Annotated in this window: 27 protein-coding genes, 1 tRNA gene and 1 pseudogene; 7 read left to right on the top strand and 22 right to left on the bottom strand. The window is 67.9% G+C overall.

The annotated features are described in order from the left end of the window. Positions 1–365 (top strand): annotated as a pseudogene (locus Q0A33_RS16165) (S26 family signal peptidase); the annotation flags it as partial. Positions 366–368: 3 nt separating this feature from the next. Here Q0A33_RS16165 and Q0A33_RS16170 read toward each other — a convergent pair. Continuing rightward, complete coding sequence (locus tag Q0A33_RS16170; protein ID WP_291799284.1) at positions 369–2879, bottom strand: LuxR family transcriptional regulator; 2511 nt, start codon at positions 2877–2879, stop codon at positions 369–371. 168 nt (positions 2880–3047) lie between these two features. Here Q0A33_RS16170 and Q0A33_RS16175 point away from each other — a divergent pair, with 168 nt between their 5' ends. Then, positions 3048–3641, top strand: coding sequence for a hypothetical protein (locus tag Q0A33_RS16175; RefSeq protein ID WP_291799287.1), 594 nt, complete (start codon positions 3048–3050; stop codon positions 3639–3641). Positions 3642–3714: 73 nt separating this feature from the next. On the opposite strand, the gene Q0A33_RS16180 is transcribed toward Q0A33_RS16175, so the two are convergent. The 3 genes from Q0A33_RS16180 to Q0A33_RS16190 form a co-directional block, all read right to left on the bottom strand. Then, positions 3715–3846 carry a putative transporter small subunit gene (locus Q0A33_RS16180; protein WP_291799291.1) on the bottom strand — a complete coding sequence of 44 codons (132 nt, stop codon included), beginning with the start codon at positions 3844–3846 and terminating at the stop codon, positions 3715–3717. A 2-nt stretch (positions 3847–3848) separates the two neighbouring features. Then, on the bottom strand, positions 3849–5504 hold the full coding sequence (locus tag Q0A33_RS16185; protein ID WP_291799365.1) for a sodium:solute symporter family protein: 1656 nt from the start codon (positions 5502–5504) through the stop codon (positions 3849–3851). Between the two features lie 318 nt (positions 5505–5822). Continuing rightward, a complete protein-coding gene (locus Q0A33_RS16190; RefSeq protein WP_291799295.1) occupies positions 5823–6620 on the bottom strand; it encodes an SDR family NAD(P)-dependent oxidoreductase in 798 nt (265 codons plus the stop codon). Between the two features lie 209 nt (positions 6621–6829). Here Q0A33_RS16190 and Q0A33_RS16195 point away from each other — a divergent pair, with 209 nt between their 5' ends. Further along, positions 6830–7219, top strand: coding sequence for a hypothetical protein (locus tag Q0A33_RS16195; protein WP_291799298.1), 390 nt, complete (start codon positions 6830–6832; stop codon positions 7217–7219). On the opposite strand, the gene Q0A33_RS16200 is transcribed toward Q0A33_RS16195, so the two are convergent. From Q0A33_RS16200 to Q0A33_RS16215, 4 genes are all read right to left on the bottom strand, one after another. Then, positions 7206–8204 carry a DJ-1/PfpI family protein gene (locus Q0A33_RS16200; protein WP_291799301.1) on the bottom strand — a complete coding sequence of 333 codons (999 nt, stop codon included), beginning with the start codon at positions 8202–8204 and terminating at the stop codon, positions 7206–7208. The two genes, Q0A33_RS16195 and Q0A33_RS16200, sit on opposite strands and share 14 nt — an antisense overlap. After that, the gene (locus Q0A33_RS16205) at positions 8197–8769 is read right to left on the bottom strand and encodes an isochorismatase family protein (RefSeq protein WP_291799304.1); all 573 of its coding nucleotides are present in this window, start codon (positions 8767–8769) and stop codon (positions 8197–8199) included. The genes Q0A33_RS16200 and Q0A33_RS16205 overlap by 8 nt, the downstream gene beginning before the upstream one ends. A 68-nt stretch (positions 8770–8837) precedes the next feature. Next, entirely contained in the window at positions 8838–9338 is a 501-nt protein-coding gene (locus Q0A33_RS16210; RefSeq protein ID WP_291799307.1) for a DUF2127 domain-containing protein, read from the bottom strand. A 100-nt stretch (positions 9339–9438) separates the two neighbouring features. After that, complete coding sequence (locus tag Q0A33_RS16215; RefSeq protein WP_291799310.1) at positions 9439–10461, bottom strand: zinc-dependent alcohol dehydrogenase family protein; 1023 nt, start codon at positions 10459–10461, stop codon at positions 9439–9441. 134 nt (positions 10462–10595) lie between these two features. Here Q0A33_RS16215 and Q0A33_RS16220 point away from each other — a divergent pair, with 134 nt between their 5' ends. Next, positions 10596–11483: a helix-turn-helix transcriptional regulator gene (locus Q0A33_RS16220; protein ID WP_291799313.1), complete on the top strand. Its 888-nt coding sequence runs from the start codon at positions 10596–10598 to the stop codon at positions 11481–11483. A 9-nt stretch (positions 11484–11492) separates the two neighbouring features. Here Q0A33_RS16220 and Q0A33_RS16225 read toward each other — a convergent pair whose 3' ends face one another. The 3 genes from Q0A33_RS16225 to Q0A33_RS16235 all read right to left on the bottom strand — a co-directional run bounded on the left by Q0A33_RS16225 (position 11493) and on the right by Q0A33_RS16235 (position 13799). Continuing rightward, positions 11493–12725, bottom strand: coding sequence for an MFS transporter (locus Q0A33_RS16225; RefSeq protein ID WP_291799317.1), 1233 nt, complete (start codon positions 12723–12725; stop codon positions 11493–11495). Positions 12726–13125: 400 nt separating this feature from the next. After that, positions 13126–13198 (bottom strand) — tRNA-Ala (locus Q0A33_RS16230). Positions 13199–13301: 103 nt separating this feature from the next. Beyond that, entirely contained in the window at positions 13302–13799 is a 498-nt protein-coding gene (locus tag Q0A33_RS16235; protein ID WP_291799320.1) for a DUF3253 domain-containing protein, read from the bottom strand. 330 nt (positions 13800–14129) lie between these two features. Between Q0A33_RS16235 and Q0A33_RS16240 the strand changes: the two genes are divergently transcribed. Further along, a protein-coding gene (locus Q0A33_RS16240) for an IS3 family transposase (RefSeq protein ID WP_291799323.1) occupies positions 14130–15322 on the top strand; the annotation gives its coding sequence in 2 pieces (ribosomal slippage) (positions 14130–14414 and positions 14417–15322; 1191 coding nt in all). Positions 15323–15715: 393 nt separating this feature from the next. Here the strand turns inward: Q0A33_RS16240 and Q0A33_RS16245 are convergent. The 11 genes from Q0A33_RS16245 to Q0A33_RS16295 form a co-directional block, all read right to left on the bottom strand. Further along, positions 15716–18229 (bottom strand): AAA family ATPase, encoded by a 2514-nt coding sequence (locus Q0A33_RS16245; RefSeq protein ID WP_291799326.1) that lies wholly within the window; start codon positions 18227–18229, stop codon positions 15716–15718. Continuing rightward, complete coding sequence (locus Q0A33_RS16250; RefSeq protein WP_158255478.1) at positions 18226–18393, bottom strand: hypothetical protein; 168 nt, start codon at positions 18391–18393, stop codon at positions 18226–18228. The genes Q0A33_RS16245 and Q0A33_RS16250 overlap by 4 nt, the downstream gene beginning before the upstream one ends. A 44-nt stretch (positions 18394–18437) precedes the next feature. After that, positions 18438–18875 (bottom strand): hypothetical protein, encoded by a 438-nt coding sequence (locus Q0A33_RS16255; protein WP_291799334.1) that lies wholly within the window; start codon positions 18873–18875, stop codon positions 18438–18440. Positions 18876–19079: 204 nt separating this feature from the next. Then, positions 19080–19811 (bottom strand): hypothetical protein, encoded by a 732-nt coding sequence (locus Q0A33_RS16260; RefSeq protein ID WP_291799337.1) that lies wholly within the window; start codon positions 19809–19811, stop codon positions 19080–19082. After that, a complete protein-coding gene (locus Q0A33_RS16265; RefSeq protein WP_291799340.1) occupies positions 19808–20872 on the bottom strand; it encodes a hypothetical protein in 1065 nt (354 codons plus the stop codon). The genes Q0A33_RS16260 and Q0A33_RS16265 overlap by 4 nt, the downstream gene beginning before the upstream one ends. Positions 20873–20919: 47 nt before the next feature. Further along, positions 20920–21045, bottom strand: coding sequence for a hypothetical protein (locus Q0A33_RS16270; protein WP_291799342.1), 126 nt, complete (start codon positions 21043–21045; stop codon positions 20920–20922). Continuing rightward, entirely contained in the window at positions 21042–22028 is a 987-nt protein-coding gene (locus Q0A33_RS16275) for a GNAT family N-acetyltransferase (protein WP_291799345.1), read from the bottom strand. The genes Q0A33_RS16270 and Q0A33_RS16275 overlap by 4 nt, the downstream gene beginning before the upstream one ends. Positions 22029–22175: 147 nt before the next feature. After that, positions 22176–22598: a hypothetical protein gene (locus tag Q0A33_RS16280; RefSeq protein WP_291799348.1), complete on the bottom strand. Its 423-nt coding sequence runs from the start codon at positions 22596–22598 to the stop codon at positions 22176–22178. 52 nt (positions 22599–22650) lie between these two features. Then, positions 22651–22998: a transcriptional regulator gene (locus tag Q0A33_RS16285; RefSeq protein ID WP_291799351.1), complete on the bottom strand. Its 348-nt coding sequence runs from the start codon at positions 22996–22998 to the stop codon at positions 22651–22653. Further along, positions 22995–23420: a hypothetical protein gene (locus tag Q0A33_RS16290; RefSeq protein WP_291799353.1), complete on the bottom strand. Its 426-nt coding sequence runs from the start codon at positions 23418–23420 to the stop codon at positions 22995–22997. The genes Q0A33_RS16285 and Q0A33_RS16290 overlap by 4 nt, the downstream gene beginning before the upstream one ends. Before the next feature lie 74 nt (positions 23421–23494). Next, on the bottom strand, positions 23495–24148 hold the full coding sequence (locus tag Q0A33_RS16295) for a CPBP family intramembrane glutamic endopeptidase (protein WP_291799356.1): 654 nt from the start codon (positions 24146–24148) through the stop codon (positions 23495–23497). Between the two features lie 76 nt (positions 24149–24224). Here Q0A33_RS16295 and Q0A33_RS16300 point away from each other — a divergent pair, with 76 nt between their 5' ends. Together Q0A33_RS16300 and Q0A33_RS16305 are read left to right on the top strand one after the other, a co-directional pair. Beyond that, positions 24225–24800, top strand: a complete 576-nt coding sequence (locus Q0A33_RS16300; RefSeq protein ID WP_291799359.1) for a TetR/AcrR family transcriptional regulator — start codon at positions 24225–24227, stop codon at positions 24798–24800. Positions 24801–25318: 518 nt separating this feature from the next. Further along, a complete protein-coding gene (locus Q0A33_RS16305) occupies positions 25319–25585 on the top strand; it encodes a recombinase family protein (protein ID WP_291799362.1) in 267 nt (88 codons plus the stop codon). Positions 25586–25702 lie beyond the last annotated feature (117 nt).

The raw sequence follows: 25702 nt of genomic DNA on the forward strand, positions 1-25702 counted from the left end.
CGCTGCCCGTCGGCTCGCTGGTCCTCCTCAGATCCGTCCCCGCCGCCGAGGTGGGCCCCGGCGACATCGTCACGGTCCCCCGCCCCGGCGGCGAGGGTCTGCTCACCCACCGGGTCGTGGCCGCGGAGAAGGGCGAGGACGGCATCGTCGCGCTCACGCTGCGAGGCGATGCCAACTCCTCCGACGATCCGAGCCCCTACGCGGTGCGGCAGGTGGGTGCCCACGTCCTCACCCTGCCGTTCCTCGGCTTGGCCGCCCTCGTCCTGCGCACGCCGGCGGGGATCGCCTGTGCTCTCGCGCTCTTCGCAGCGGCGTTCCTGCTGCTGGCGCCGCACCGGCGGTCCCGCAGCGCTCCGCGGCGCTGAGGATCAGGCCGTCCGCTCCGCCAGCCGTGCCAGCTCCCCGCGGCCGGGCGACCCCAGCTTGCGCCCGGCGCGGGCGAGGTGGTTCTCCACGGTGCGCACGCTGAGGCTGAGGCGCTCCGCGATCTCCCGATTCCCCAGAGACCCGGCGAGCAGGGCGATCTCGCGCTCGCGCGCCGTGAGCACCTGGGTCCCCCGCGCCGGGAGGTCGAGCTCGAGCGGGTCGAGGTCCGGACCGGCGGCGCTGTCGAAGGCGGTGCGTGCCACGGACTCGAGCTCGTCCGCGCGGTGCGGTTCGCCGTCGGCGCGGATGCGCCTCGCCGCGGAGCGCAGCAGCGAGCGGAGCAGCGCGCCGTCCTGACGGCCCGCACCCGTGCCGAGCAGCTCTGCGAGCCGGGAGGCGCCCGCACCGGCGTCGATGAGCGCGGTGAGCTCCCCCGCCGTGCGATAGGCCGGAAGATCGGCCTCGCGCAGCACCGTGCGCAGCTCCTCCGTCGTCTCCCGGCCGTAGGCGAGCGTCAGCAGCGCCGCGCCGGTCTGCGCGGCTCCCGCGAGGTAGCCCAGCCGCCGTCGCCTCCGCACCGTCTCCGCGGCCGCGCCGTCGGACACGGCGGCCGGACTGCGGAGGTCCAGGAGCGGCTGGAAGGAGTCGGTCCCCATGCCGAGGAACGGTCCGGGCTGCGGCATGAGCACGGCTGCTTCGCTGAGGAAGGAGTCCCGCGCCTCCGGCTGTCCGCCGAACACCGCGATGAGCCCCTGGACATTCAGCGCCGCGGCGTACATCGACGTGTAGTCGACCTGCGGCCGCCCCACCATCACCATCGCGTCGACGCACTCCTGCACCGCCCGGTACCTGCCGAGCGAGTGATGCGCGAGCACCGCCGTGTAGCCGGCGGAGACGAACGCGACCCTGTCCAGCTCCCGTTCCCCTCGGCGCATCTCCTGCGCCGCGATCCGCAGGGCGGAGAGGAAGTCGCCCTCGAACAGCGGCAGGACCTGCCGCGCCCAGTCCGTGACCGCCCGTTCCGCACCGGGCTGGGCGTCCGCCTCCCGCCGGGCACGCCCGATCCGTCCGGCCGCAAGCAGGGCCACGAGGGCGGCGGCCTCGCGCACACCGGTGGGATCGGGTCCCGGTCTCAGCACCCCGTCGAGGTCTGCGGGCACTCCCCTGCCGGTGAAGAGGTCGATGAGTGTGCTCGCGGACTCCGCCGACTCCCGCCAGGGCGCATGGGCATGCCCGAACTCCCACAGTGAGGAGAGGGCCGATTCCGGATCGTGGTGCCGGATGGCCGTCCACTGCGCCCGCGCGTACGCCAGGCGGAACAGAGCAGCGTCCGCGGGACGTCCGGCCGTCGGCGTGTCCGCCAGCACGCGTTCGAGGTCGTCCTGCTGACGCGGGTCGCCGGAGGCCGCGGCGCAGTAGGCGAGCGCGTGCTCCACCGTGGGGTCCGCCCGCCAGGCCGCCAGCGCGCGTCCGGCCTGCGCCAGGGACGACTCGACGAAGCGGGCGGCGAGCGCAGCGAGCCTGTCCGCGGAGCCGCACCAGTCCGGCACATCGCTGACGGGTTCCTCCACCGTGAGGGCGGGGATCCGCTCGCGGTTGAAGCGCTCCGCCAGAAGCGGCGGCCACACGACGAGGCCGGGGCTCCCCTGCGCCGCGGTCGAGCGGACGAGGCCCCTCTCCCGGAGCCCGCGCAGCGTCCCCTCCCCGTGGGCCCGCACCAGCTCTGCCTCGGAGCGTGCGGGTTCGAGCGCGAGGTCGCCCAGGAGTGCCACTCCCTGCGGGCCCTCCCCGGTGAGGATCTCGTCGATCACCGGCGCCATGTCGTCGTTCCAGAGGGCGAAGCCCGACTGCGTCCACATGCCCTCGTACACCTGCAGCAGCCCGCGGTGCCGTGCGCTCTGCAGCAGCGCGGTGAGCAGCAGCGGCGAGCCGCCGGTCTTGGTGAGGACGCGGGTGAGCACCGCCGGGGAGAGCGGAGCGCCCAGGACGGCGTGGGCCAGCGCTCCCGCCGCGGGGAGGTCGAGGGGGCGGACCGTCACGACGCGTTCCGGCCAGTGGAGCGGCAGCCTCTCCGCGGCCGAGGCGCCGGTGACCTCGCTCATGACCGTGCGCGCACCGGTGCGCTCCCGGAGTGTGGCGAGCGCACGGAGGGAGACCGGGTCCATGCGGTGAGGGTCGTCGACGACGAGGAGCGTCGACGCCGTGAGTCCCTGCGTCACCTGGTCGAGGACTCCCGCGAGATCCTCCGCGCCCTGCCCCGCCGGGGACCGGCCGTCCGCTCCGCGCGGGCGCAGTCCCAGCTCCGCCGCGAGCTGCCGCAGCACGGAGCCGGGGCTGTCCGCGGTCGAGTGCTCACCACGGCAGCGGAGCACCGGTGCCCCGGACCGCTCCAGCGCGTCCGCGGCTTCCCGGGCGACCCGTGAGCGGCCGCTCCCCCGGCTGCCGGTGATCCGTACGCTCCATCCTGCGCGGAGTGCGTCGCGCGCCAGCTCGATCTCCTCGCCGAGGATCATCCGAGGCCCGTTCCGCCGGAGCACCCACCCGTCATGTCCATCCCCACAGAATAGGGCGGGTTCGCGCCGGCCGTGTCCCCTGTGATGGACTGGGCGGTCCGCACCACGGCGCACGAGGCGTGCGGTGCGGCGACGGTTCGGCACGAACAGGAAGGGAAGAGGACTGGTATGACGACGGTGCTGAAGGCGGGACGCGCATCCCGGACCGTGCTGGGAGGGCTCACCCTCGCGCTCGCACTCGCGGCCTGCACCGGCCCGGCAGGAGAGGCGGACCCCACCGAGGCTCCCGAGGAGGTGCCGCAGCGGACGGCGGAGGCCTCTCCCGGGGCAGAGGGGGAAACGGCTTCGGACGCCGGGGCGAGCATGGGACCGGCCACCGGCTCCGGAGCCGCGGGCCTCACGGTCGCCGCCGAGGGCGAAGGCCCCATGGGTCTCACCGCCGCCTCCCCCGTCGAGGAGACGGAGGGTGAGGCCGCAGAGGTCTCCGGCCGCCTCGTCGTCGGCCCCGGCGCATGCCTGTCCGTGGTGTCCGACGGTGCCGGGGACGAGCAGCGCCCACGGCTCGCGGTCTTCCCGGAGGGCACCGAGTTCGTCCTGCGCGGTGACCGCCCCTCCGTCACCGCCGATATGCTGGGCACGGTGCAGGTGGGCGAGCACACGACCTTCACCGCGGTTGAGGTCCCTCTCGACGAGGCCGACGGGGTGCCGGAGCGATGCGCCCGCGGAGCCGCAGACTCCGTCCTGGCCGTGCAGGGCCGATGACGCGGCCGAGGCCCTTCTCCCCCTCCGTGCGGACGGGGAGAAGGGCCTCGGCGAACCCGGGGTGGTGTCCCGCTCAGATGAGGGGACGGCCCTCGTCGCGCGCTTCCTTCGCGTCCTTGGCGAAGCCGCGGGCGATCGTCACGAGGATGCCCGCCACGAGGACGGGCCAGACGAGGACGTACACCGTGAGGACGGCTGCGGACATGGTCAGTTCCCTTCGTCGTTGTCGGTGAGACGGCGCGCGCTCGCCACGGCGGCGGAGCCGTGCGCGGTGCCCGTGGGGGCTTCGGCCGCGGCCGTCCGCGTGTCGAAGTCACCCGTGACCGTGCGGATCCGGTCGAAGTCGAAGTTCATCCGCGACCGCACGGACAGGCCCCAGCACACGAGGAACGAGACCGCGTAGGCCACCAGTGAACCGGACAGGACCGCGTAGTCCCGCAGGTGTCCGAAGCCGAAGGGCAGCACGGCCAGTGTGGCCAGGACGCCCACGATCACCGCGGTGCGCCTGCCGAAGAAGCCGAACGCCATGATGCCCAGCACCACGCCCACGCCGAGGATCGAGAGCGCCTCGACCACGAGCGCCCAGACGCCGGTGGGCGCGATGAGCTCGAAGCGCACCGGGATGAACACCGCGAGGGCGGCGAGCACGGAGACGGTGAAGGCGAGGTTCGTGACCTTCTTCCAGTAGAAGGAGGCGATCACCGGGAACACGAGGCAGCCCCACAGCGCACCCACGAAGACGAGCAGATCGAGGATGTCGAACCGGGCGGTGGCGAAGTACAGCGCCGCCGCCGTCGCCACGACCATCGTGATGCGGCCGATCAGCAGCATCTTCCTGGGGTCGGCCTTGTCCCGGCCCACCGACTGCCCGTAGACGTCCGCCATCACGATGGAGCTGAGCGCGGCAAGATCGGAGTCCGCCGTCGAGGACAGCGACCCCACGATCATGACGAACGCCAGCGCCAGGAGGATCACCGGCAGGTACTCGCCGGCCATCTGGGGCAGCAGATTGTTGACGTCCCCGTCGAGCGGCTGGACGCCCAGGTAGAGGGCCATGACGCCCACCATGCCCATCCCGATCACGGTGGCGCCGTAGCCCACGGTGGCGGTGACGAACGTGGGCTTGATGAGGTCCTCGCGCACCGCGAAGAGCCGCTGGGCGATCGTCTGGTTGCCGATCGCATAGGCGAGCACCGCCGCGATGTACGGTGCGCCCTGGTTCATGAAGGCCTCGGAGGAGAGGAAGCTCTCCTGCTGCGGAGTGACGGTGCCGGCCGCGCGTCCGGCCTCGAACATGTCCGGTCCGCCGGCGGCGAAGAAGATCACCGGGATGACGATCGCCGCGGCTCCCAGCATCGCCATGACCTGCGCGAAGTCGGTGAGCACGGAGGCGCGGAAGCCGGACCACAGGGTGTACAGCAGCACCCCGCCGGCCACGATGAGGATGCCCGCGCCGAAGCTGAGGGGCGAGAGCATCGCGATGATCGCGCCCCCGGCGATGAAGTTGGACGTGAGCGAGATGACGGAGCCCAGCACGTTGGAGCCGGCGAGCATGAGCTGCGAGGAGCGGCCGTGGCGGGCGTACATCACCTCTGCGAGGGTGTGCGCCTTGGGGGCGACCGCACGGATGCGCTTGCCGAAGGGGTAGATGAACAGGATCATCAGCGCACCCCAGAGCCCGTAGTGGATGGGGCCGGAGACGCCGTAGGTGTAGCCCGCGGTGACGGAGGCGTACATGGAGGATGCCCAGATCCAGGTGGCGGTCATGGAGGCGGCGGAGATGCCGAAGCCGATCCTGTTGCCGGCCGTCATGTAGCCGTCCGCGTTCTCCTTGCGTCTGGAGATCGCGACGGACATCCACATCGTGCCCCCGTAGAAGAGGAGGAGGAGTGCGAGGACGCCGGGAGTGCCCAGCTGGGTGAGGTGCGAACTGTCGGAAGCTGACAGCACGGACTCTCCTTTCGACAGACAGAAGGGACCGTCAGCGCGCCGCGTCCCCCGGCCAGCGCGCAGCGGGAGCACAGCCCTGCGGAATGCGCGGTATCCGGCGATGCGACGTGGTGACTATGCGATGTTTCCACACAGTTTCATCAATATCCACTTCATGAACTCTGTCAACGGAGAACGCGCCCGGTCCTCGCCGGCTGCGCGCCGAGGACCGGGCGTGCGCACCGTGGGGCCTCAGCTCCCGAGCATGTCCAGGAGGGAGCCCGCGTCCTCGGTGCCGATGCGGCCGAGCGGCGTGCTCGTCGCGTCGTCGAGGATCGTCGCGAGGTGGGCCTGGATGTCCTCCGCCGTGGTCTGCGGATTCGCATACCCGTCGTTGACGGCCAGGGTGATGCGCTGCATGAGCCCGCCCTGGGTGAGGAAGGACTCCCCCGTCACCTCGCAGTCCGCGTGCGCGAGGTACGCGACGAACGGAGAGACCATCTCCGTCGTCATGTTCGCCCGGAGGTTCTCCTTGAGCTCCTCCGGCAGCTCCGCCGCAGCGGCCATCGGGGTGTAGGCGGTCGGGGCGATGGCGTTGACCTTGATGCCCTGCGCCAGACCCTCCATCGCCAGTGTGCGGGTGAATGCGAAGACCGCGGCCTTGGAGACCACGTAGGGGACCTGCCCCTCCCAGCCGACGATGGTGGGCGAGGTGGTGCTCACCACGCGTCCGGCACCGCTGGCCGCGAGGTGCGGCCAGGCGGCCGCGGTGACGGCGACCGTCCCGAGGTAGTTGACCTCCATGTGCCGCCGCACCTCCTCCTCGATGCCCGGGCCGAAGGCCTTCGGGGTATTCACCCCGGCATTGTCGACGACGACGTCGAGGCGCCCGAACTCGTCGAGCGCCGTCCGGACGATGGCCTCGGCGTCCTGGGTCACATCGCCGCGGCTCACCGCGGCAGTGCCGCCGGCGAGTTCCAGCGCATGGGACCGTCCCAGGCCCTGACCCGCGCCCGTGACGAGCGCGACCTTTCCCTCGAAGCTCAGCATGTTCGCACTCCTTCGTACCGCGTGAGTTCTGTTCAGGTGCTCCGTGCCGCACGGGCCCGGTCGCGACCTTGTCCGCGACGATAATGCATGATGTTTCATACATGATAGGGAAGGATCTCTCCCTCCCTTCCGCGTGCTCGGGTCCGTTCTGCTGAGGAGGTCGAGGCGACGACGCCGCGACGCACACCGAGAGGATCGGAGAGACGACGATGACGGATCACGCGCAGGAAGACCGGACGATGGCGGAGCTCGCGCAGGCATGGCTGCGGGCGTTCGACGAGCTGGACAGCTTCAGACCCCTCTGCCACCCGGACGCTCGGGTCTGGCACAGCACCGACGACGCCTGGGTCTCCGTGGACACGGCGATCGCGAACGTCCGCTCCGGAGGGGGCCTGCCGCCTCGGGAGCGGGAGAGCTGGCGTGTCACCGAGGACGGCTTCCTCGTCCAGTTCACACTCGCGCTGGGCTCCCTCCGGATGCACAACACCATCCTCGTCCGGGTGCGCGACGGGCTCGCCTACGAGGCGGAGGAGTACGTGGGTCTGGAGCAGGACGTCCGGAGGCTGCTCATGGAGGAGGCGGGCGTCACGGCGGGGTGATGCCACCGGATCGCCGGCGCAGCGTGCGGAGCATGCGCGCGTCCCGGAACCCCACCGCGCGAGCGGCCGTCTCGCTGTCCGCACCTGCGCCGACGAGGAGCTGCGCCCGCTCGCGGCGAAGGCTCTGCTGATAGCGCAGCGGCGTGGTGCCGAGGGTGCGGGAGAAGGCCCGCGTGAGGGTCCGCTCGCTCACGCGCAGCTCCCGCGCCAGCAGCGTGAGTGAGAGGCTCTCCGCGTAGCGGTCGTCGATAAGGTCCTGCGCCCGGTGCACGAGGTCGTCGACGTGGTCCCGGTGCCGGAGCATGACGCTCTCCTGCGGGGCATGGCCGTTGCGCCGGACGTAGACCACCATCGCCCGTGCCACGCGGGAGGCGAGCCGCGATCCCATACGCTGGGCGACGAGGTCCAGCGCGAGGTCGATGCCGCTCGCGATCCCGGCGGAGGTGAGGATCCGGCCGTCTCTGACGAACAGGACGTCCCGCACCACCCGGGCCGTGGGATGCAGGCGCGCCAGCTCGTCCTGCAGCGCATGGTGGGTGGTGGCGCGCCGGCCGTCGAGCAGGCCGGCGCGCGCCAGGGCGAACGCGCCGGCGCAGACGCTCATCACGGTCCCGCCCTGCGCATGGTGCGCGGCGATCCGGTCGAGGAGGGCTGCGCCGAGGGGCACAGGGCGTCTCTGCCCGCCCACCTGCCACCCCGGCACCACGAGGAGGTCGGAGGGGTGGAGGGGCTGCCACTCCGTCTCCGCGCGCAGCGGGAGCCCCTGGTGCGAGAGGACCGTCGCGGCCTCGGCGATGTAGGAGGGCGCCCACCCCCGGCCCGAGGCCTCCGCGGCGGTGCCGAAGACCTGAGCGGGCCCCGCGAGGTCGAGGAGCTGGAGCCCCGGCGCGAGGACGTACTCCACGCGCTGCGGCGGCGCAGGCCGCTGCGGAACTGCAGCCGGTGTGTGCGGGCCCTCCAGCTCCCTCGTGCCTTCCTCACTCATGCGCGGCGGCGAGCGCTGCGGCGGCGAAGGCCGTGTCGACGGTCGCGATGCGCGCGAAGCGGCCGGCGAGGGCGAATTCGGTGCGCTCGATCACCGCATCCGTGCTCAGGGTCGCTCCCGTGTCCGGGCGGGTGACGGGGAAGGTCGCGGTCGCCTCGGTCACGAACGTCACGGAGTACCCGAGGTCCGCGGCGACGCGGGCGGTGGTCTCACAGCACTGTTCGGTCTGGATCCCCGCGATGACGAGATCGGTGACGCCTGCCGCGGTCAGCCGCTGGGCGAGCCCGGTGGTCGTGAAGGCGTTCCGCGAGGTCTTCGTCAGCTGCGGCTCCCCGTCGTCCACGTCCAGTCCTTCGAGGGGTCGGACGAATCCGCGCTCCGGGTCGAAGACGGTTCCGCTGCCCGGCTCCGCGTGCCAGATCCAGTGCACGGCATGTCCCCCGGCACGCGCGGCCGCCACAAGGCGGTTCACCCGATCCACGATCTGCGGGTTCGAGACCTGGGACCAGAGAGGCCGGGCGCGGAAGGATTCCTGGACGTCGAGGACGAGGAGAGCTGTGGTCATGCTTCGATCATTGCCCCTCCCCGCCGGTGAGGCCAGACACGAACCGGTCTCCGGGCGGCACGATCCGGTCACTGTCCCAGTCGCTGCCGGTGCAGCCGGTACTCGCGCCAGGTGAGCGCCACCATGACGGCGTCGAAGAGGGTGAGCAGGAGCATCCCCCAGCTGAAGCGCACCGTCATCTCGTACACCTGGTAGCTGATGAACGCGAGGAGGAAGCCGATCAGCCAAGGATAGGCCCAGAGGCGGTCGCGAAGCACCGCCCAGACGAGGACCACCTTCACGACGCCGTGCGCCAGCAGGTAGATCGCCGCGAACAGCGTGGCGGACACGTCCAGACCCGTCGCCAGATGGCGGAGCGCGTTCGCGATCAGGTCATGCGGGTCCTCGCTCAGCTCGTGCTGGGTGATCAGCCCCACGAACGTGCCGATCTGTGCGGGGCTCACGAACAGCAGCAGGGTTCCGCCTGCGAGTTCGAGAACGCCGTCGAGGGCCTTCAGCACCAGCCCCACGCGGAACAGCCGGTCGAGGAGCGTGCGGCGCGCCGGTGCCGGCCGGGACGATTCTTTCATGGAGCAGACGGTAGCGCGCGGGAGGAGGTGAGGGGCGTCCCCGTGCCTTCGGGATCCTGCCGCTCAGATGCCGACGGTCTGTGCGGTTCCGTCGGGCGGGTCAGACGGTGAGCAGGACCTTGGTGGCGGTGCGCTGGTCCATCGCCCGGTAGCCCTCGGCGGCCTGCTCGAGCGGCAGGGTGAGGTCGAACACCCGTCCCGGGTTGATCTTCCGGTCCCAGATGCGCTGGATGAGATCGGGAAGGAAGCGGCGCACCGGGGCCGGTCCGCCCTGCACCCGCACCTGTGAGAAGAACAGCTCGTCGCCGGGGATCGCGACATCGTGCTGCACGCCCACGAAGCCGAGGTTGCCGCCGGGGCGGGTGGAGCGCAGTGCCTGCATCATCGACTCCTGCGTGCCCACGGCCTCGATGGTGCCGTGAGCGCCGAGGCCGTTCGTAAGCTCCTTGATCCGCGCCACCGCGGCATCGCCCCGCTCCTCGATGATGTCGGTGGCGCCGAACTCGCGGCCCAGCGCCTGGCGATCCGCGTGCCGGGAGGAGAGGATGATGCGCTCGGCGCCCAGCTGCTGGGCGGCGAGGACACCCATGAGGCCCACCGCACCGTCGCCGACGACGGCAATGGTCTTCCCCGGCCCGGCCTCGGCGGTCACGGCGGCGTACCAGCCGGTGCCCAGGACATCGGAGGCGGCGAGCAGGGAGGGGATGAGATCCGCGTCCGGCTGGCCGGGGGTGGCGACCAGGGTGCCGTCCGCGTAGGGAATGCGGGCCTTTTCCGCCTGGGTGCCGATGCCGCCGTGGACGAACTCCGCGTGCACGCAGCGGCCGGGGAACCCGGCGGTGCAGATCTCGCACTCGCCGCAGGAGATGACGAAGGAGCCCACGACGAAGTCACCGGGCTTCACGGTCTTCACCGCCGCGCCCACCTCCTCGACGACGCCCACGTACTCGTGGCCCATGAGGAGGTGGTCCGCTTCCTCTGTGCCGCGGTAGGGCCAGAGGTCGGAGCCGCAGATGCAGGCGGCCGTGATGCGGATGACGGCATCGGTGGGTTCGACGATCTGCGGGTCCTCACGGTCCGTGACGGTGACGGTTCCGGGTGCGTCCATGATGACTGCGCGCATGTGGTGCTCCTTGAAGAGGCGGATGGATGGATACCGCTCCATGCCACCACAGCCGGAGCAGCGTGGGGAGACCCTGCTGATGGGGGTACCGGGAGGGACTCCCTCGCGCCCCGGCGCCGGAATACCATGCCGTCATGGACAATCGAGCAGAGGTGCGTGAGTTCCTCACCACACGCCGGGCGCGGGTCACTCCGGAGCAGGTGGGCCTGCCGGCCGGCACGAACCGCCGGGTGAAGGGTCTGCGCCGCAGCGAGGTCGCCGCGCTGGCCGGGGTGAGCATCGAGTACTATACCCGGCTGGAGCGCGGGGCGATCAGCGGCGCCTCACCCGAGGTCCTGGACAGTCTTGCGAAGGCACTGCAGCTCGACGATGCCGAGCGCGCCCATCTGTTCGACCTCGCCCATGCCGCCAGCCCCGTCGCCCGCCCTCCCCAGCGCCGCCGCGCCAACGGCTGGAGGCCCCAACCGGGCCTCCAGTGGGCGCTCGACGCCGTGACTGCCGGCCCCGCCTTCGTCCGCAACGGCCGCATGGACCTGCTGGCGGTCAACCCGCTGGCACGGGCGTTCTACACGGAGCTCTACGAGATGCCCGGGCAGCGGCCCAACATCGCCCGCCATGCGTTCCTGGACGAACGCGCCCTCGCCTTCTACCCGGACTGGGAGGGCTTCGCGGACATCACGGTCGCGATCCTGCGCACGGAGGCCGCCCGCGATCCGCACAACAAGGAGCTCCACGACCTCATCGGCGAGCTCTCGACGCGCAGCCTCGAGTTCCGCACCCGGTGGGGTGCGCACAATGTGCGCCACCACGGCTCCGGGTTCAAGTCGTTCCATCATCCGGTGGTCGGGGACCTCACCCTGGCCTATGAGGGGATGGAGATGGAGGCCGAGCGCGGGCTGACCCTCACGATCTACACCGCAGAACCCGGGTCCGCCTCCGCAGAGAGGATGCGGCTCCTGGCCTCCTGGGCCGCCAGCGAGAGCGCGGAGGCCGCGGACGCGGAGCAGCGGCCTCTGCGCTGAAGCGCGCGCTCAGACTTCCTCCGGAGCCTCCACGACGCGGCGGCGGCGCAGCGGGCTGAGGCGCTCCTTGCAGAACAGGAAGCCCAGGGGCAGGAAGTACAGCGCCGCGATGGCGGTGCCAACGACCACCGGTCCGGTCACACCGAGCGAGGTGGCGAGGGTGAGCCCCGCGATCCAGGAACCGATCGCGGTGCCGACGTTGAACGCCGAGGTCGTGAGCGCCGAGGCCAGGGTGGGGGCGTGGTCCGCGAAGCCGACGGCCTTGCTGATGAGGATGGGGTTCGTCGACATGCCGAACAGCCCCAGCAGTCCCACGAGGATCACCGTGACGACGGCGTTGTGGGAGAACAGGGCGAGCGCGCCGAGGACGAGGAACGTCATCGTCGCGGAGGTGAACAGCACCGTGTACGGCCTGTGCCCGCCCAGCGCACCGCCGGCGTTGGAGCCGATGAGCGCGCCCACTCCGTAGGTGAGCAGCACCAGCGGCACAGCGGAGGCCGGCAGTCCGGTGTTCTCCGTGAGCAGCGGGGAGATGAAGCTGTAGGCGGCCAGCGAGGAGCCGCACACGATCGCGGCTCCGGCCAGGACCAGCCACACGCGCCCGTCCTTGAGCGCGGCGATCTCCCGGCGCACCGAGGGCAGCGGGCCGCCGGACGGATCCGGCTCGACCAGGCGGTGGATGAAGACGGCGGCGATGAGAGCGAGCACGGCCAGAGCCCAGAACGGTCCGCGCCAGCCGAGGACCTGTCCGGCGAACGAACCCAGCGGGACGCCGAGGGCATTGGCGAGCATGCCGCCGCCGAGCACGATCCCCATCGCGGTGGAGGCCAGCCGAGCGCCAGCGGCCTTCGAGGCGACGACGGCGGCGACCGCCCAGAACGCTCCTGTGGCGAGAGCCGTGAGGAACCGGGCGCCGAGGATCAGCGGAAACACCGAGGTCAGCGCTGCGATGATGTGCCCGAGAGCGAACACGAGGAGAGCGAGCGTCAGGGTCAGCCTGCGCTGGAGCTTGAGGGTGACGATCGCCATGACCGGCGTCCCCACGATCATCCCGACTGCGAAGACGGTGATCATGAGCCCGGCATCCGCAACGGGGATGCCCAGGTCCTCAGCGGTCTCCGGGAGGATGCCTGCGACGATGAACTCCGTGGTGCCCATGAGGAACACGCCTGCGGCGAGGATCCACGTGACGAAGGGCAGCCGCGAGGGAGCGGGCGCGGTCTGTTCTGTATCAGTTGCCATGAGGGGTGGTGGACGAGCTTTCTTCTCTGTGAGGATGCCACTGGGACACGGCGCCGGAGGATGCCGGCGGCCACGATCCACCAGCCCACCAGGGATCCGCTCCATGAGGGAGTCCCGGGCGAGAGGGGTACCGGGAGGGACTCCTTCACCTGTGCTCGGGTCGAGGCCGACGATCTCCGGACGTGGATCACAGGGCCGGTGGCAGTGTCCCCGCATCAGGGTCAACCCCTATCCGCACCTCGTGGGTGGTCTGCCTGCGGACGAGTTCCTGACCGTCAGGTTCGACAGCACCACCCAGGTGGCAGACATCCGTCTCCGCGGCCGAAACTGATGCACTGCAGGCAACAGAAAGGCCTGGCTCGTCTCACTGCATTCTCAGTGAGACGAGCCAGGCCCGCTGTGGAGGTAAGGGGATTCGAACCCCTGACCTTCTCCATGCCATGGAGACGCGCTACCAACTGCGCCATACCCCCGAAAGGCGTTCACCAGGTCCACCTGGCGACTCGCACAATCATAGGCGACGGCTTACTCGGAGACAAATCCGCCCTGCCTCGTCCATTCACCCGGTGCCTCGCCTCACCCGGCGGTCTCCTCCGCCTCGAACTCCGGGCCTGCAGCGATGAGCACATCGGCCGGATCGGCCGCTTCCGGCTCCTCGCAGGACAGCGACCAGCGGTCTGCACGCGCTCCCTCCTCGAGCAGCGCAGCCAGACGGTGCAGGTGCTTCCGCCACTCGCTCCCGGCGACGATCTGCGCGACCTCGCCCAGGCGCACAGACCCGCCGTCGCGGGCGCGAAGAAGCGCGGTGAGGGCGGCGACGGCGCGGACGTCCCTGCTCTCCTCGTCCGGATCCCACCAGGCTCGGCCGCGCTCCCCCAGAGCGACTTTCGCATCCTGCACGCGGGCCCGCGCCGAGGTCTCACCGCGCCCGATGAGCCGCCGCGCCCGCATCAGCTCATCCACGAGCTCCTGTTTCAGGGGTGCGGGGATGTCCGGATCCGCGGCCCGCCACCGCCGCCCGTCGACCACGATGTACCGGCCGTCCTCGGTCAGTTCGGCCTGCGCTCTCCCCATGCCGTCCACTGTAGTCGGCAGGAGCGCTGCCATCACGGCACCGCTTCCATCAATGCGACGAAGAAGCCCTGCACCGCTCATCTGCGGTGCAGGGCTTCTGCTCACTGTGGAATGGACGCGAAGACGGTCAAACACGGCGGATCCACTCAGCGCCTTGCCCGTGCCGCATCCCGTGTCAGGGACGGAAAGGTCCAGCGAGCCAACGTTTCGGGGGCTGTCGACGCACGGGGAGAGATGTGTACATCGATCACGCGACGGAAGGGGACTGCTGCACGGATGGGTGACATCTGATCTGGCTTGCCCGGGAGGGCGGCCTGGAAGGATGTTGCTGTGCCCAAGCCCTACCCGAGCGAGTTCCGTGACGACGTCGTGCGCGTCGCTCAGAACCGTGAGCCCGGAGTGACGATCGAGCAGATCGCGAAAGACTTCGGTGTCCATCCGATGACGCTGCAGAAGTGGTTGCGTCGCGCCGACATCGACTCGGGTGCCAAGCCCGGCCAGTCACGGTCCGAGGCCGCGGAGATCCGGGAGCTGAAGAAGCGGAACCGGCTGCTCGAGCAGGAGAATGAGGTCCTCCGCCGTGCGGCGGCGTATTTGTCGCAAGCGAACCTGCCGGGAAAAGGTTCTACCCGCTCGTGAGTGAGCTCGCCGCCGCAGGGATCCCTGTGACGGTGACGTGCCGGGTATCGAAGCTCTCTCGCCAGCCCTACTACCGGTGGCTGGCCGCCCCCATCACCGACAGCGAGGTGGTCGAGGCCTATCGCGCGAACGCCCTGTTCGACGCCCACCAGGACGACCCCGAGTTCGGTCACCGGCTCCTCGCCGACGAGGCCCGCGACCACGGCGAAGCGATGTCCGACCGTACCGCTTGGCGGATCGCGTCCGCGAACGGCTGGTTCAGCGTCTTCGGGAAACCCAAGCGTGGCAAGCACCGCAAGCCGGGCACTCCCGTCCACGACGACCTCTGCGCCGTCGTCGACGAGCACGGCCAGACCCGGCACGTGTTCGCCGCGGACGCGCCGAACGAGCTGTGGCTGACAGACATCACCGAGCACCGGACCGCGGAGGGCAAGCTCTACCTCTGCGCGATCAAGGACGTCTACTCGGGGCGCATCGTGGGGTACTCGATCGACTCGAGGATGAAGTCCCGGCTGGCCGTCCAGGCGCTCGAGAACGCCGTCGCGATGCGCGGCGACGTCGCCGGCTGCGTGGTGCATTCGGACAGGGGATCTCAGTTCCGCAGCCGGAAGATGCTCCGTGCCCTGGCCCGGCATCGCATGGTCGGGAGCATGGGAAGAGTCGGATCGAGCGGAGACAACGCAGCCATGGAGAGCTTCTTCGCGCTGCTGCAGAAGAACGTCCTTGACCGCCGCACCTGGACCACCCGAGAGCAGCTGCGCATCGCGATGGTGACCTGGATCGAGCGGACCTACCACCGCCGTCGACGTCAGGCCCGCCTGGGCCGTTTGACGCCCATCGAGTTCGAGACCATTATGAACACGACCGTCGCACTGGCGGCGTGACTACAACCTGTCACCTATCCGTGCAGCAGTCCCAGATTTCGGACGCGGACCGAGCCGAAGCCATTCGATTGTTTCACGCCGGGACATATGTCAAGGACATCGCTAGCAGCCTGAGGGTCACGAAAACATCGGTCCGGAAGATTCTGCATGACGCAGGCGTCGCGTCTCCGCCTCGGAGAATGACCGAAGCCGAAATCAAAGATGCTGCACGTCGTTACGAGAATGGTGAGTCTCTCGCTCGTCTCGGAGAGCGTTTCGGGTATAGCCCGGGAACAGTTCGGTCCAAGATTGTGCGCGCTGGAGTGGAGATGCGCCCATCGTCCGTACCGCGGTCGCTTTGACGTTCATAGTCAGCAACTGCGCACCTCACGGGCCATGTCGGGAAGTGGAAGCTTACGCCACCAGACCGTTCGTCCAGTGGGCACGGTGCGACTTCGCGATCACACGGAGGTTCCCACGCATGACCTTGAGTTCTGTTGTGGAAGGAACATCGTCGTCATGATTGCCAGGATTCAACACGGTTGAAAACGTGTTCCACTTCCCCTTCTCATCGTTGCTCAGCGCGAATCCGCGAACAAGCGGCACGAGTTGCCCGAGGACGCTTGCTTCCATCTCAACGTCCGCTACAGAACAGAGGGTGCCTGATTCGGTGCGTGCGGTGGCGATGATCTGCTTCGCAAGCCGTTCCGCGGCCGAGCGGTAACTGCCACACGCGGCGCGCCTGCCCCGAGCGGTCGGAGCGTTCAGGTTGTCTTCTGCGTCGAGCATGAGCTGGCTGAACACGTCGGAAGTCTGTGTGGGCACGGTGCCTGCTTTAGGGCTTGCTAGGTTGAGTTCATAGGACACAAGTCCACGATGGTCGTGGTGACTCTTGCTCCAGTCAGCAAGCTTCCCGTCGTAGGTCGTGAGTATGACTTGGACTCCGGCGTCAAGGAGCTTCGTGAGTGTGTTCTGGACGAATGTGAGTCGGTGATCGGGGTCACTGCCTGGGATGGGATCGTCGAGGACGACGATGGGTGAGCCTAATAGCTCGGCTCGTGCCAGGAAGATGGAAAGCCCCAGGGCGTTCAGTTGGGAATCGCTGTATACCCCAAGGGCGTCTCGTTCGACCGGGGTTGTCCCTGCTTCGGTGTGCAGGGCGGCGATGAGGTTGACGAAGCGGTTGCCGCTGGCTTTGGATTTCACGCCGAGGAAGTCGACGAGTTCTTCTGGCCGGATCGTAAGCCACCAGGCCTTGATAGTCTCACTCATCTCGGTGAAGCGCGCGTCCAGTAACGCTATAGAAGCTTTCTGCAGTTCTTTCTCTGCCGCTTTCACGCGTGTTAGTGCTCGATCTCGTTGCGCCGCGCGGGTGAGGTCTTCACCCAGCCTGGCGACCGCGTCGAAGAGCCGCAATAGTTGGCGCTGGTCGGTGATCTCTGCTCGTTGCGTGATCACGGGAGCGACCGCTTGTTCAAGCGCACTGACTGTGTCGGCGTGCGCCTGATGCTGCTGTCGGAGGGAGTGGAGCTTGTTGTCGAGGTCAGCGAAGTCAGGAGCTACTTCTGGTAGCGGCTGCCGTCGCTGGACAGCGGTTCTGAGCGCAATCAGCGCTTCACTAGTAGCCTGTGTGTCGGGCGTGAGTGAGCGTATGTCAGCTGCGATGCTTCTGGCGCTCGCGTAGCTGTCACGAACAAGATCCGCGTCGAGTCCCCAGGAGTCAAGTTTGGTTGCTAGAGGCGAGATATCAGACTCGGGTGCGTCTGCAGCTTGCGGCACCCCGGTCGTGACATAACGGGTGACAACAGTGAGAACGTCCTGCGCACGGTCGATGGCGGCGAGCGTCTCGGCCGCGATCTGATCGAGATTCGTGGCGCTAGCCAGTTCTGCTCGCAGCGCTTCGATGCGGGCAGGTGTTAGCGCTTCTGGGGTGGCACACACGGGGCAGTCCACTGGTGCGCAGGCGTCGGCGATCTCTTCGACCTGGAGCACGGCCGCCAGGATCGGCTGAAGTCGCGCGACCTCCGCGTCGACTGCCGAGAGGACCTCGGCGTATTGCTTCGTCTCGGGTGCGACAAGGTCGACGGTCGGTATCGGCTGCGCGCGCAATCCAGCGATCGGAAAAACGGCTTCGCTCTTCGCGCTCACCCGCGACTCAAGGGCTACCTTGGCGTCAGCCAGTGACGCGTGCGTATCACCGGTGACGATCTCGGCTGCGTCTCGCAGGGCATCGCCGATGGCGGCGGCGAGATCGTTGGGTGATTCTGCTGTCCGTGCGATAGAGCTGAGCCGCTTCTGAAGGTCGACAAGTTCTTCGGGAAGGGTCGCGACCTGCTGCAGCCAGTGTCCGTCCGGTTCTTGCTCCAATTGCTTCCGGCCCTCGGCGACTCGCTCTCTGAGAAGGTCGAGGTCGCTGAGCGAGAGAAGTGACTTGAAGTAGGCGACTCTTTGCTTCGGCTCGGTGGAAAGCGCGTGGCGAAGTATGTGTTGCAGGAGGACCGGCGCGCTCACGGGCGGGTCTGCCAGCGAGAGCCCGATGCTGGACAGATCCTCCGCATCGTCGCCATCGATCAGAACTACGCTGTCGCACTCCGCGCCGCGGCCAAAATCACCGATGAGGTTTCTCCGAGCGGTGTGGAGGGAGCCGTCTCCAATCCGGACGACAGCTTCAACGTAGACCTGCTCACCTGCTGGGAGGTGAGCGTTGCGGAGGCTGTCGTTGTATTCGGCTTTGGCGCCGCCAAGGAGGTCTCTGCGGCTACTGCGGCCCGAGATGAGGAACTCGATCGCTTCCGCGAGACTAGTCTTGCCCTGGCTGTTCGCACCGTGGACGACTGTTACGGGCGCGTCGAGTTCGAAGCGCGCAGCATCTGTACCGAATGCTCGGAATCCTCGCACCTCCAGCGATACGATCGTGGTCTGTGTCATGACGTGCGCCAGGTTTCGATGAGCGTGCCGATGGCCGTATCGACTTCGTCGACCGATGATGCTGCGCTGGCTGCCGCAACGATGGCACGGGCATCGTTCTTTGGCTCGGTGGCGCCTTGGAGCATCTCAGCCAGAGGCTCCGCGTTGGGCAACAGGTCGGACATGCTGCCGATTCTACTGTTCTGTCGGGCGGCCAAGCGCCTGCGTCTCACCGGGACGGGACGTTTCCTGGATGGACATGCGAGGAGGCCGAGACATGGGTGTCGCGAAGCCAGTAGTTTTGCCCAGTATGACGTTCCCGACCCGCAAGGCAGCCAAGGATTGGGTTCGGGACGAGATCAAGGATCACTACGACCTCGAAGAAGTCGTCACCGATCCGCTCCATGTGGCCGTGCTCCACGGTACGCCCGCCTCGCCGCAGCACTACCCGCGGGGCCGAGGACGGCCTACCGCTCCACGAGGATAGGCGCAGGGTCCGCACCAAGACCACTTCGTCGATGTCCGGGACGGGGATCACGCGGCGGGCTCTCAGCACGTACCGCACCTCGATGCGGCCGGCGACCTCCTGTGCTTCGACGAAACGGGAGAGCAGCGGCGCGCCGACGAGCAGTCCGACGAGCGCAATGACGCCGATGATCGCGGGCACGAGAGCGATGTCCAGCGGCGAGTCGGCGGTGAGGCACGCGATCCCGACCCAGAGAGCGCTGATGACGAGCGCGGTGCCCAGGACCGCGAGGAACGTGCGCCCGGCTCACACCGACGACAAAGGCTCCGTGCACCTTCGAGCCCACAGCAGACGATCATTCTCCGTCCTCCTTAGCCTTCTTCAAGCTCTCGCCCCGCACGCCGCTCATGACGGTTCATCCTCGATGTGCAGACGACCGAGCGGGCGCGCTTTGAGCGCGTCGATGTTCTCGTCGGGCAGCAGGCTGCGCTTCACGAGCGTGTCGATCGCCCGCCCGCGCAGCGTCATGAGGCGCTTCACGGTCTTCTCGTCGAGGTCCTCGAACGCGATCTCCGATTTGGGCTCCGGGGGTGGCGAGAGCTGCACGAGGACGAACAGAACAGTGGCGAGCCCCATCATCACGTAGGTCGGTACCATCATGAGCCCCATACCGACGCCGTCGCGAGTCGCGAGCATATACGCCACGGGGATCCCGAGGGCTCCGAACACGAAGACGAGCACCAGATGCAGACGCATTCCCTTCGTCTGCCTGCGCCCTCCCCGCAACCATCGAACGAACAGCACCACGACCCCGAGGGCCGCCACCGCGTAACAGACCGCCGCGAAGGGAATATGCTCTGCGCCCCGCTCGGTCATCCTGCCCAGACGGATCGCACGGTCATCGCCCAGCAGCATCGCGAACCCACCGATCGACGCCAGCCACGGCACGAATTCGACAAGCCCTGTCCAGATCCGCCGAGGAACCGACATCACCGTCCACTCGGCCGCGCTCGTACGATGCGCGATGACGTGGGCCTCCAGCACGTCGAGACCGTGCGGGTCATAGCGCGACACGCTCCCCGCCCAGGCCGTCGGTGCCGACGGGTCCGGTCCGATGTCGGGCAGGTCGGCCGTCATGTGAACTCCATGATGATCAGTGGAAGGACGATGAGGACGGAGATCGCGACGATCCCTGCGACGAGGATCAGCGCGGTCAGCACCGGCGACCGTGAGATGAAGTGCTGCCGCATCTCGGGAAGCTGCGCAAGGAACCGCTTCGGCTGCGCCCGCATCGCCTGCCAGACATCCGAGACGCCGATCATCCGAGTGAGGGCCTGGACGTCGGCGAGCTGTCGTCGCCACTGCCGGGCACGGCCGACGGAGACCTCCCGGAAGCGGGTGAGGAAGAGCATGTCACCGGTGATCTCGATCGTGTAGCGTTTCGCGAGCCCCGCGAACAGCGCCACAGCGTCAGCAGTGCACAACGCCCGGGCGATGACCGCCGCACCCTCCGGCGCGTAGAGCCGGAACGCGCGCCCCTGTCCGACATCGACAAGATCGTCGCGGTGCGGGTAGTCCGGGATCGTCGTCGTGAAAAGCGGGTTCGACCCGGCCGTGATCAGCATCCGCGGCAGCCGCGCCGGAAGCCGGATCGCGATGTAGCCGCGCATCCGCGTGTAGTGACGGGCCCCGCCCTGGGTGAAAGTGAGGTTACCGAACTCCACGGGCCGACCGCGAATGGTCCCGTTCACAGTCATCCACCGGTGATGGTCCCAGCCGGTCGTGAACAGCATCCCCTCATAACCCGCGGACTGCTTCAAGTGGGAGAACCTGAAACCGTTGGCCTCGGCGAAACGCGCGATCTGGTAGGCGCGCATCGCGCCCGTGCGACGCAACTGGAAGACAGAGATCACGATCGCAAGCAACCCGCAGCCAATGAGCAAGCGCGCCAAGCGACCGTCGTCATCCAGCGGGAGACAAAAGTGAAGGGCGAGGCCCATGAGGAAAGCCACGACCCCGACGATCGCGAAGATCCGGTACCGGCGATGCCGGCCCATGACTTGTTCCTCGAGCTGGATCATCGCCGGGTCATCGGAGTCGAAGAACGCCCGCGCCGCTCGACGGCCCACGGGAGCGCTCAACGCCGAGAGGTCGAACTCTGTTGCAGACCCGCTCTCGGGCTCGGTCGTGGTGGGCATATGTACCATTCTCTCACCGGCGGCTGGTTCTCGGGAAAGACGACGGCCTAGTTGTATGAGGTCATGACGTTGTAGTCAGCGGGGGGGGTGAGTTCGGAGTCGTGCCAGCCCCCGACGAGCTCATGCACGTGGTGTGTGGCCTCGGGATGGGTGACGACGCACAGCGTCCTCATGCGGTCTCCTCCTGAGCTCTCGGGTTCTCTGTAACGGGCAGGCCGCTGAGGTGCTCGTGGGTCAGTCGCCACCCTTGGCCGGTGCGGGTGAACACGTTCGTGGCGCGCCCGGCTCCCGAGCGTGGCGCCCCGTCCAGGGTCCCGGACCAGCGATACGTGTACACGGCCACCGCGGCGTCGGCACCGGCAACCACCCACGAGATGTCCTCAGCCCAGTACCGCTCATCAGGGATCGCTGCCCAGGTGCTCTCGAAGTAGGCCCGGACTTCGGTGAGGCCGACGCAGGTCGCGTCACCGAAGAAGTAGACCGCGCCGGGGGTAAGGATCTTTTCGACCTGATCGAAGTCATGCGTGTTGGTCGCCTTCAGGTACTCACTCAGGGCGACTTCGGCGGATGCGGGGAACGACGTTACATGGCCGGGTGGTCGTTCGATGGCTGCGCGCATCGTCCACACCGGTGGGCCATCAGTTCCTGGGATGTGCGCGGTGACACGGAAACCATGACGTTCATACAGGCGGACATTGCGCGGGTCCGAGGTGTCGAGCACCACCTGCTTCCCACCCCGGTCGGCGACCTCGGCCAGCGCGAAGGTCAGCAGCGCAGTGGCGATCCCGCGTCCTTGCCGGTCCGGGCGTACGCCGAGAGTCTCCAACCGCCATGCGCCTGCCGGCGGTTCACCAGGAGCGATCCTGTCGATCCGGTCGCCATGCAACTGGATGATCTGCTCGATCATCTCCGTATCCGGTTCAGGAGCGGTCGGAGGCAGGAGCGCGATGACCCCTGCCAGGTCCTCGGTCACGGCGACCAGGCCGTGGGCGTGCGCGTAGCCGAGGTAGAGGCGCTGCAGCTGACGCAGTCGTGCGGTGTATCCGGTCTCGGGGATGACGTGCCGGGTCCACGGGTACTGCTCGAACGCAGAACTGAGCGTATCGGCGGCCGGATCAAGATCGCTTGGGCGTGCCAGGAGGATGGAGGTGTTCATCGGTCACTCTCTTGAGGGTCTGCGGCGCTGCTGGGGTCGGTGGCGCCGGAGCTGATGATGGCGCGGGTCGCCAGGTGGCGTGCGAAGGCATCACAGCCGGTGTCGGTGATCGCCACCCAGGTACGGGTGCGTCGGCCTTTTCTTAAGTCAGGGGCTTCGGTCAGTCGGATGAGGCTTGATCAGGCGCGTCAGCGAGGAGGCCGTCATGATCAGGCCGATCGCCGTTGTGGTCCAGGCCAGCGCGGCGAAAGGCACAGGGCGCTCACCGCCTGCACCGATGATGAGTGCCACGCCGAGCGCGCAGAGGACAAGTCCCGATCCGCAGTAGGTCAGAGCATGAGCGGGTTTGCGACGCCCGCGCCACCAGCTGAACACCAGTGCGCCCAAGGCGATGGCGCCGAGGACGACTCCGGCGTAGGAGATCAGCCCCATCAGCCCCTCAGGATCGTCAAGGACCTGCAACCGTTCCGAGCCGGGGAGCTTCAGATCGCCTTCTGCGTTGAGGACGGCGAGCCCCGCGATTCCCGCGGTCAGGATGAGCGTGCTCGGCCATATCGTCGCTGAGCTCATCCCCGGAAGACGTGGCTCTTCCAAGCGAGGTTCTTCAGGTCTTGCCGTGTCATCATGCGGGAGCTGGTGTGTCATCGGGCTTCTCTTCTCCACGTGAGGTCTGGGTGCCGGCTTCGACGATGGCCTGCAGGGTCGCAAGGTGCTGTTCGAACGCCTCACGCCCGACCTTGGTGATCCTGACCCAGGTGCGGGTGCGACGCCCGACCGCCTCCTTACGGACGCTCACCAAGTCCGCCTCCGACAGCACGGTCAGGGCCTGGGAAAGCGTCGAGTCACTGACCTCCAACAGGTCAGCGAGGAACCGGAAATCGACGTCTTCGAGGTTGCGCAGCGCGGCCAGCAGCGAGAACCGCACCGGGGAGTGGATGAGTGTGTCGATGTCCTTGCGCGGATGACTCATCGCCGCGAGCTCGCGAACACGCAGGCCAGGATCGGTGTGACCGAAACCATGCCGGCAAGCACCCACCACCACGGCGAAGACGCGCTGAACAGCTGAAGCGCCGGGTCGAGCATCAGCGTGTAGAGCGCGAACCACGTCGCCACCGCGATGCCCATGTTCCGCAGGCCGTGCCGCGGCGCGGACTGCCGGTGCTGGAGCGCGATCATCCAGATGCACAGCGTGACCAGCAGGAACGGCGCGAACGCCTTCCAATAGTCCACTCCGGCCACATCGATCGACACAGTGAACGCTAGCGCGTACACCGCCTGCATGACCACGAACACACGGAACCACCGCACCGCACGCCGGGCGTCCGCCTCAGCCTTTTCGCCCACAGCGACCAGACGAGTTGCATCATCAACAGAGAACTTCTTATCAGGCATGCAACTACTTTATCAGACATAAAGTCTGCCTGGCCAACCGGCCAGGCGCGCCGCCCTGAGGATGCCGGACCTCGCTAGGGACAGCCTGTGCGCGATCGCTCGTGAACCGCCCGTACAGGTTGCGGCGCGCCCCACCTTTTGTTGACCGCACTCAGGAGGAGCCATGGCTCGATGATGAGATTGATGACGATGTGCGCAACGATCACTGGGAGCGCGTTGCGATCCGCGAGAAGGTAAGTCATCCCGAGCGCCGCCCCGAGGACGGTGGTGGCGGTGGTGACGGGAAGGATGATCCGCGCATCGCGCGAGAACAGCACCCACAAAGAATGTGCGGCACCGAAAGCCACTCCGGTCCCGAGGACTTGCAAGAAGCCGGCTGCGCCAAGGGCACCAAGCCAGTCCATGAGGAACTTCCGGAATATGAGCTCCTCTAGCGTTCCGCTGACCAGCGCCAGCGGAACGGCAAGGAGCTTCAGGCCGGTGAGCTCTGTGGCGTGCTCCCTCACGAAGGGGACCGCCCAGAACGTATAGGTGACATAAGTGATGGCGATGACCGTCGCCATCCCCCAGGCCCATGGGATCAAGCCCGCGGATTGGCCGATCCCGAGGAGATCGGCAGTGAAGCGTACAGGATCGCGAAGCAGCCAGAGCGTCAGCGGGATGGCCATGCCCGAGGTCGTGCCCACAACGAGGAGCCCCGTGACGTGACGGGCGGAGAGTTTGAACATGGGATCCTTCCGGAGGCGCCAAGTAATATAGTACAGTCGTACCATAATAGGCGCGGGTACAGGCAAAGGAGACTCGATGCCAAAGATCGTTGATCACGAAGCACGCCGGACTGCGATCTCGCGCGCCGTTGCCCGGGTGATCGAACGCGACGGCACCCATACCGTATCCGTGCGCACAGTCGCGGCCGAAGCGGGCGTACAGCCGTCAACGCTGCGGCATTACTTCCCCAGCAGCGACGGCATGCTCGCCTCGACCATCCAGATGCTCCGCGATGATCAGGCTGAACGACTCGCCACCCTCACGCCGACTGGCAGCACACGAGACGACATCCGACAGGCGTGGCTTCAGGCACTCCCACTGGACGACGCCCGCCGCACCGAGGCCCACGTCTGGCTCGCCGTCACCGCAACAGCGCGAACCCCGGAACTCCGAACAATCGTCCAAGAAGTCAACGACGGGCTTCAGCACCTGTGCCAAGTCACCGTGCACGCCTTCGCTCCGCGTGCCGACGTCGCACGCGAAGCCACCCTGCTACGGGCCTTCACCGACGGCCTCACGCTCAACGCGATCACTGCCCCCAAGACCTTCACCCCCGACAGCATCACCACCGCACTCGACACCTACCTAGCCCGCCTCGCCGTGCTTGCATGACCATCCACCTCCCGCCAAGAGCACAGTATGACGCGTTCGGAAATGGGGGACTTCGTACGGGCATGAGGTGAGCCAGCGGGGCAGCATCCTGAGGTAGTGAGCGAAGTCGTCGACGCAACGCACTATGCAGCCCTCACCGCTGCACCCCTTCCCGAGTCATCGCTGATGGAGCGTGGGACGAGGCGGGCTCAGCGGGCTCGGCGAGAAGCGTTTCGATGCGTTCCCGGTCGATGCGGTGTTGCGTGTTGTCCGATGCCGGACCAAGCAAGCTCGTAGGGGTGTCGATTCCGTATCGGTCCCGGTAGGCGACGACCGCGCGGAGCGTTTTCTCCCATCGCTCACGTGCGTTCGTGCTTTCTCTTGGCACGGTGCCAAGGCTCTTCATCCAGGCAGGGCGGGTCGTGACGGCTTCCTCTGCAAGGGCTTCTGCTCGTTCCTCGATGTGTTGCCGGAGTTCATCCAGAGCATGTCTCATATCGGCGGGCATCGGGCCGGTGGCTTCGGGGATGAATCCCGTGATGAATCGTCGACGCTGGCTGGTGCGGCGTCCGGGCGTGGTGCGCACCGTCGAAACAGACCCCGACCGTGCACCACTGATCACCTGGGCATTCACCGCCTACGCCAGCGGGGAATGGACCCTGAACACGCTCCTCAACGAACTCACCGTCCGTGGACTGACATCAGTACCCACACCCCGGCGTCCGTCCAAGCCGATCCACGTGTCCACCCTGCACCGCACCCTGCAGAACCCCTACTACAAGGGCACCATCATCTTCGAAGGCTGAAGCGCCCTGGGATTCGTTCCGTGGTTAGACGGTCGCGGGCGCGGTCGTCGTGGGGTGAGTGTAGGCCGCTTCGACCGATGCGGGGGGGCGGTAGTCGAGAGCTTCGTGGAGCCGGGC

The organism is Brevibacterium sp., from assembly GCF_022712115.1.
Taxonomy (GTDB): domain Bacteria; phylum Actinomycetota; class Actinomycetes; order Actinomycetales; family Brevibacteriaceae; genus Brevibacterium; species Brevibacterium salitolerans.

What these genes read in the sequence shown, in the direction of transcription:
- Q0A33_RS16170 (WP_291799284.1), bottom strand. Translation starts at nt 2,879, where the DNA reads ATGATCCTCGGCGAGGAGATCGAGCTGGCGCGCGACGCACTCCGCGCA.
- Q0A33_RS16175 (WP_291799287.1), top strand. Translation starts at nt 3,048, where the DNA reads ATGACGACGGTGCTGAAGGCGGGACGCGCATCCCGGACCGTGCTGGGA.
- Q0A33_RS16180 (WP_291799291.1), bottom strand. Translation starts at nt 3,846, where the DNA reads ATGTCCGCAGCCGTCCTCACGGTGTACGTCCTCGTCTGGCCCGTCCTC.
- Q0A33_RS16185 (WP_291799365.1), bottom strand. Translation starts at nt 5,504, where the DNA reads ATGTGGATGTCCGTCGCGATCTCCAGACGCAAGGAGAACGCGGACGGC.
- Q0A33_RS16190 (WP_291799295.1), bottom strand. Translation starts at nt 6,620, where the DNA reads ATGCTGAGCTTCGAGGGAAAGGTCGCGCTCGTCACGGGCGCGGGTCAG.
- Q0A33_RS16195 (WP_291799298.1), top strand. Translation starts at nt 6,830, where the DNA reads ATGACGGATCACGCGCAGGAAGACCGGACGATGGCGGAGCTCGCGCAG.
- Q0A33_RS16200 (WP_291799301.1), bottom strand. Translation starts at nt 8,204, where the DNA reads ATGAGTGAGGAAGGCACGAGGGAGCTGGAGGGCCCGCACACACCGGCT.
- Q0A33_RS16205 (WP_291799304.1), bottom strand. Translation starts at nt 8,769, where the DNA reads ATGACCACAGCTCTCCTCGTCCTCGACGTCCAGGAATCCTTCCGCGCC.
- Q0A33_RS16210 (WP_291799307.1), bottom strand. Translation starts at nt 9,338, where the DNA reads ATGAAAGAATCGTCCCGGCCGGCACCGGCGCGCCGCACGCTCCTCGAC.
- Q0A33_RS16215 (WP_291799310.1), bottom strand. Translation starts at nt 10,461, where the DNA reads ATGCGCGCAGTCATCATGGACGCACCCGGAACCGTCACCGTCACGGAC.
- Q0A33_RS16220 (WP_291799313.1), top strand. Translation starts at nt 10,596, where the DNA reads ATGGACAATCGAGCAGAGGTGCGTGAGTTCCTCACCACACGCCGGGCG.
- Q0A33_RS16225 (WP_291799317.1), bottom strand. Translation starts at nt 12,725, where the DNA reads ATGGCAACTGATACAGAACAGACCGCGCCCGCTCCCTCGCGGCTGCCC.
- Q0A33_RS16235 (WP_291799320.1), bottom strand. Translation starts at nt 13,799, where the DNA reads ATGGGGAGAGCGCAGGCCGAACTGACCGAGGACGGCCGGTACATCGTG.
- Q0A33_RS16245 (WP_291799326.1), bottom strand. Translation starts at nt 18,229, where the DNA reads ATGACACAGACCACGATCGTATCGCTGGAGGTGCGAGGATTCCGAGCA.
- Q0A33_RS16250 (WP_158255478.1), bottom strand. Translation starts at nt 18,393, where the DNA reads ATGTCCGACCTGTTGCCCAACGCGGAGCCTCTGGCTGAGATGCTCCAA.
- Q0A33_RS16260 (WP_291799337.1), bottom strand. Translation starts at nt 19,811, where the DNA reads ATGACGGCCGACCTGCCCGACATCGGACCGGACCCGTCGGCACCGACG.
- Q0A33_RS16265 (WP_291799340.1), bottom strand. Translation starts at nt 20,872, where the DNA reads ATGCCCACCACGACCGAGCCCGAGAGCGGGTCTGCAACAGAGTTCGAC.
- Q0A33_RS16270 (WP_291799342.1), bottom strand. Translation starts at nt 21,045, where the DNA reads ATGAGGACGCTGTGCGTCGTCACCCATCCCGAGGCCACACACCACGTG.
- Q0A33_RS16275 (WP_291799345.1), bottom strand. Translation starts at nt 22,028, where the DNA reads ATGAACACCTCCATCCTCCTGGCACGCCCAAGCGATCTTGATCCGGCC.
- Q0A33_RS16280 (WP_291799348.1), bottom strand. Translation starts at nt 22,598, where the DNA reads ATGAGCTCAGCGACGATATGGCCGAGCACGCTCATCCTGACCGCGGGA.
- Q0A33_RS16285 (WP_291799351.1), bottom strand. Translation starts at nt 22,998, where the DNA reads ATGAGTCATCCGCGCAAGGACATCGACACACTCATCCACTCCCCGGTG.
- Q0A33_RS16290 (WP_291799353.1), bottom strand. Translation starts at nt 23,420, where the DNA reads ATGCCTGATAAGAAGTTCTCTGTTGATGATGCAACTCGTCTGGTCGCT.
- Q0A33_RS16295 (WP_291799356.1), bottom strand. Translation starts at nt 24,148, where the DNA reads ATGTTCAAACTCTCCGCCCGTCACGTCACGGGGCTCCTCGTTGTGGGC.
- Q0A33_RS16300 (WP_291799359.1), top strand. Translation starts at nt 24,225, where the DNA reads ATGCCAAAGATCGTTGATCACGAAGCACGCCGGACTGCGATCTCGCGC.
- Q0A33_RS16305 (WP_291799362.1), top strand. Translation starts at nt 25,319, where the DNA reads ATGAATCGTCGACGCTGGCTGGTGCGGCGTCCGGGCGTGGTGCGCACC.